Source organism: Arthrobacter sp. GCM10027362 (assembly GCF_042679445.1).
Lineage (GTDB): Bacteria > Actinomycetota > Actinomycetes > Actinomycetales > Micrococcaceae > Crystallibacter.
Map to the genome: position 1 here is coordinate 1 of NZ_JBHTML010000289.1, position 3,455 is coordinate 3,455.

A 3,455-nucleotide genomic window follows, 5' to 3' on the forward strand; every position below is an offset into this window, starting at 1 on the left:
CCGGCCGGGCCGGCGCCGGACGGCGCGGCCCGGCCGGCGGTTTCGTCCCATGTGGTGGCATCGGCCGTCCATGAGCAGCGGTATGTAGCCCAGCGGATCCTCGAAGCAACGCTGTTCGGCGGTTACCGGCTGGGCGAGATCGGCGTCATCGTCCGCACCGGCGGACAGCTGTCCGAGCTGGCCCGCTATCTGACCGGCCAGGGCATTGCCGTCAAGGTGCCGGTGGCCGAAACCCCGGTGCGGGACGAGGCCGCCGTCCGTCCGCTGCTGGACGCGCTGGCCCTGGTCCTGGACCCGGAATCGCTGACCCCGGACACGGCCGTGAAGCTGCTGGGCTCGCGCATCGGCGGGGCAACGGCCATCGACCTGCGCCGGTTGCGCCAGTCGCTGCGGCGCGAGGAGCTGCTCGGCGGCGGAGGCCGGGCCAGCGACGCCCTCCTGGTCGAGGCACTGCAGGACCCGGCACGGCTGCAGACACTGGGGCGGGAGGCCGGCCCGGCCCGCCGCATCGCGGCCATGCTCAAGGCCGGACGGGAAGCCGCCGCCGAGCCGGGTGCCAACGCGGAAACGGTCCTGTGGGCGCTGTGGTCTACCGCCGGGCTGTCGGACCGGTGGTCCGCGCTGGCCCTGCAGGGCGGACCCGCGGGCGTCCGGGCGGACCGGGACCTGGACGCGATGATGGCCCTCTTCCAGACCGCCGAACGCTATGTGGACCAGCTGCCTGGGTCCACGCCACGCCAGTTCCTGGACTATTTGCTCAACCAGGAACTGCCGATGGACAACCTGGCCCCGCGCGCCCAGCTGCGCGAGGCCGTGGAGCTGATGACGCCGGCCTCCGCGGCCGGCCGCGGCTGGCCGATGGTGATCATCGCCGGGGTCCAGGACGGGGTCTGGCCGAACACGCGGCTGCGCGGCGAGCTGCTGGGCAGCACCCGGTATGTGCAGGCCCTGGAGCACGGGGTCGAGGCTGCCCTGCGCAGCGACCCGGTCTCCCGGCTGCGGGAAACCCGCTACGACGAGCTGCGCAGCTTCGCCACGGCCGTGTCCAGGGCCGAACGCGAGCTGGTCTGCGTGGCGGTCCAGTCCGAGGACGCCCAGCCCTCGCCGTTCCTGGACCTGGTGGACCCGTGGCTGGACCCGGAGCAGCCGCGGCCGGTTACCGAGGTGCTGCGGCCCCGGACCCTGCGCGCGCTCGCGGCTGAGCTGCGGCAGTGGGCCCAGCAGGTGGACCAGCATCCGACCGAGGCCGCGGATGCCGCGGCGGTACTGGCCCGGCTGGCGGCCAGCGAGGTCCCGGTTCCGGGCGCGCACCCGGACCAGTGGTGGGGGCTGCTGCCGCTGAGCTCGGAAGCCCCCATCGTGCCCGCGGATGACCCGGTTCCGGTCTCGCCGTCCCGGGTGGAGGCAGTGCGCAAGTCCCCGCTGGACTGGTTCGTGCAGGCGGCCGGGGGAGAGGCGGCCACCGACTTCGCGCGCAGCCTGGGCACCCTCGTGCACTCGATCGCCCAGGACATGCCGGATGCTACCGGCACCGAATACGCGGCGGAACTGGTGCGCCGCTGGCCCAGCCTGGGCATGAAGGACAATTGGGAAGGCCGGCTGGATTTCCAGCGCGCGGAGGGCATGGTCCGGCGTCTGGCCCAGTACGTGCTGTTGATGCGCCGCGAGGGACGCCGGCTGCTGGCCGTGGAACGGGACTTTTCAGTGGATCTGCGCGGCCCGGAGCGGGTGGCGCGGCTGCGCGGGCAGGTGGACCGGCTGGAAGTGGACGCGGACGGGCGCCTGGTGGTCATCGACCTGAAGACCGGCAAATCCGCGCCGGCAGGCCGCGAAGTGCAGCGACATCCGCAGCTGGCCAGCTACCAGGCCGCCGTCCAGGCCGGCGAGTTCGACGGCGTACCGGGGCTGGCCGGGGACGCCGCCCGGCCGCCGTCGGGCGGGGCGGCACTGGTCCAGCTGGGCCAGGATCTCAAGTCCGTCAAGGTCCAGCACCAGGATGGGCTGGCGGACGGGGACGGGTGGGCCGCGGAGATGATCCACGACGCCGCCGTCCTGATGTCGGGCAGCACCTTCGAGGCGCGCCACGACCCGCAGAACGCCGGGCACGGCGCCCAGGGCTGCCGTGCCCCGCAGATCTGCCCGCTGTGTGCCGAAGGAAAGCAGGTGACCGAATGAGCGCCCTCCAGGCCGCCGGACAGTCAACGGCCGTCTACAGTCCCGAAGAGCTGGCGTCGCTGCTGGGCCAGCACCAGCCGACGCCGGAACAGTCGGCGATCATCAGTTCGCCGCTGGCACCGCTGCTGGTCATCGCCGGAGCCGGTTCGGGCAAAACCGCCACCATGGCGGACCGTGTCGTCTGGCTCGTGGCCAACGGCCGCGTGCGGCCGGAAGAAATCCTCGGCGTCACCTTCACCCGCAAGGCCGCCGGAGAACTGGCGGCACGGATCCGGGCACAGCTGGCCAAGCTGGACCGCCATGGTCTGCTGCCCGCGGACGAAGATGAAGCCGCGGGCATGCTGGAGCCGAAGGTGTCCACCTACCACTCCTATGCCAACGGACTGGTCTCCGACTACGGGCTGCGGTTGGGGATCGAACGCGACGTGGTGCTGCTGGGCAGCGCGCAGTCCTGGCAGCTGGCCAGCCAGGTGGTGGAGGCCTGGGACGGCGACATGGATCACCTGGTGGCCGCCAAATCCACCTTGGTCAAGGCGGTGATGCAGTTTGCCGGCGAGTGTTCGGAGCACCTGGTGGCCCCGGAGGAGGCCTCGGCCTACCTGGAAACGGAAGTGGCCCGGATCGGGGGCCTGCCGTATGTCCAGGGCAGCACCAGGACGGCCAAGCAGGCGGTGGTGGACCTGCTGAACCGGCTGCGCACCCGGATCACCGTAGCCGGCCTGGCAGCGGCCTATACCCGGACCAAACGGGAACGCGGGGTGCTGGACTACGGGGACCTGGTCTCGCTGGCCGCCAGGATTGCCAGTGAGGTCCCGCAGGCGCGCGAGCTGGAGCGCAGCCGCTACAAAGTGGTGCTGCTGGACGAGTTCCAGGACACCTCGCACGCGCAGATGGTGCTCTTTTCCAAGCTGTTCGGCCACGGCCATGCCGTCACCGCGGTCGGGGACCCGAACCAGTCCATTTACGGTTTCCGCGGCGCTTCCGCCGGCCAGCTCTTTGCCTTCCGCCAGCATTTCCCGGCCGTTGCCGACGACGGCGGCCGCACCCCGGCACCGGCCAGCTTCCTGACCACCGCCTGGCGCAATGCCGAAAACATCCTCGCCATGGCCAACGCCATTTCGGCCCCGCTGAACCGGGTGGATCCAAACCGGCCGGGCCCGGCGCGGATCGAGGTGCCGCCGCTGCGGCCCAGGCCCCAGGCAGCCGCCGGCAAGGTGGTGCTGGCCCGTTACCGCACAGACCTGGAGGAGGCCGCGCAGCTGGCCCGGCAGGTGGCCGCC

At 72.0% G+C, this 3,455-nt stretch carries 2 protein-coding genes; both read left to right on the forward strand.

Annotated features, from left to right (window positions below):
- Window positions 1-2,175: PD-(D/E)XK nuclease family protein (locus ACFQ36_RS21680; protein WP_377017452.1), on the forward strand; the 2,175-nt coding region annotated here is incomplete at its 5' end.
- Window positions 2,172-3,455: ATP-dependent helicase (locus ACFQ36_RS21685; protein WP_377017454.1), on the forward strand; the 1,284-nt coding region annotated here is incomplete at its 3' end. The genes ACFQ36_RS21680 and ACFQ36_RS21685, both read left to right, overlap by 4 nt.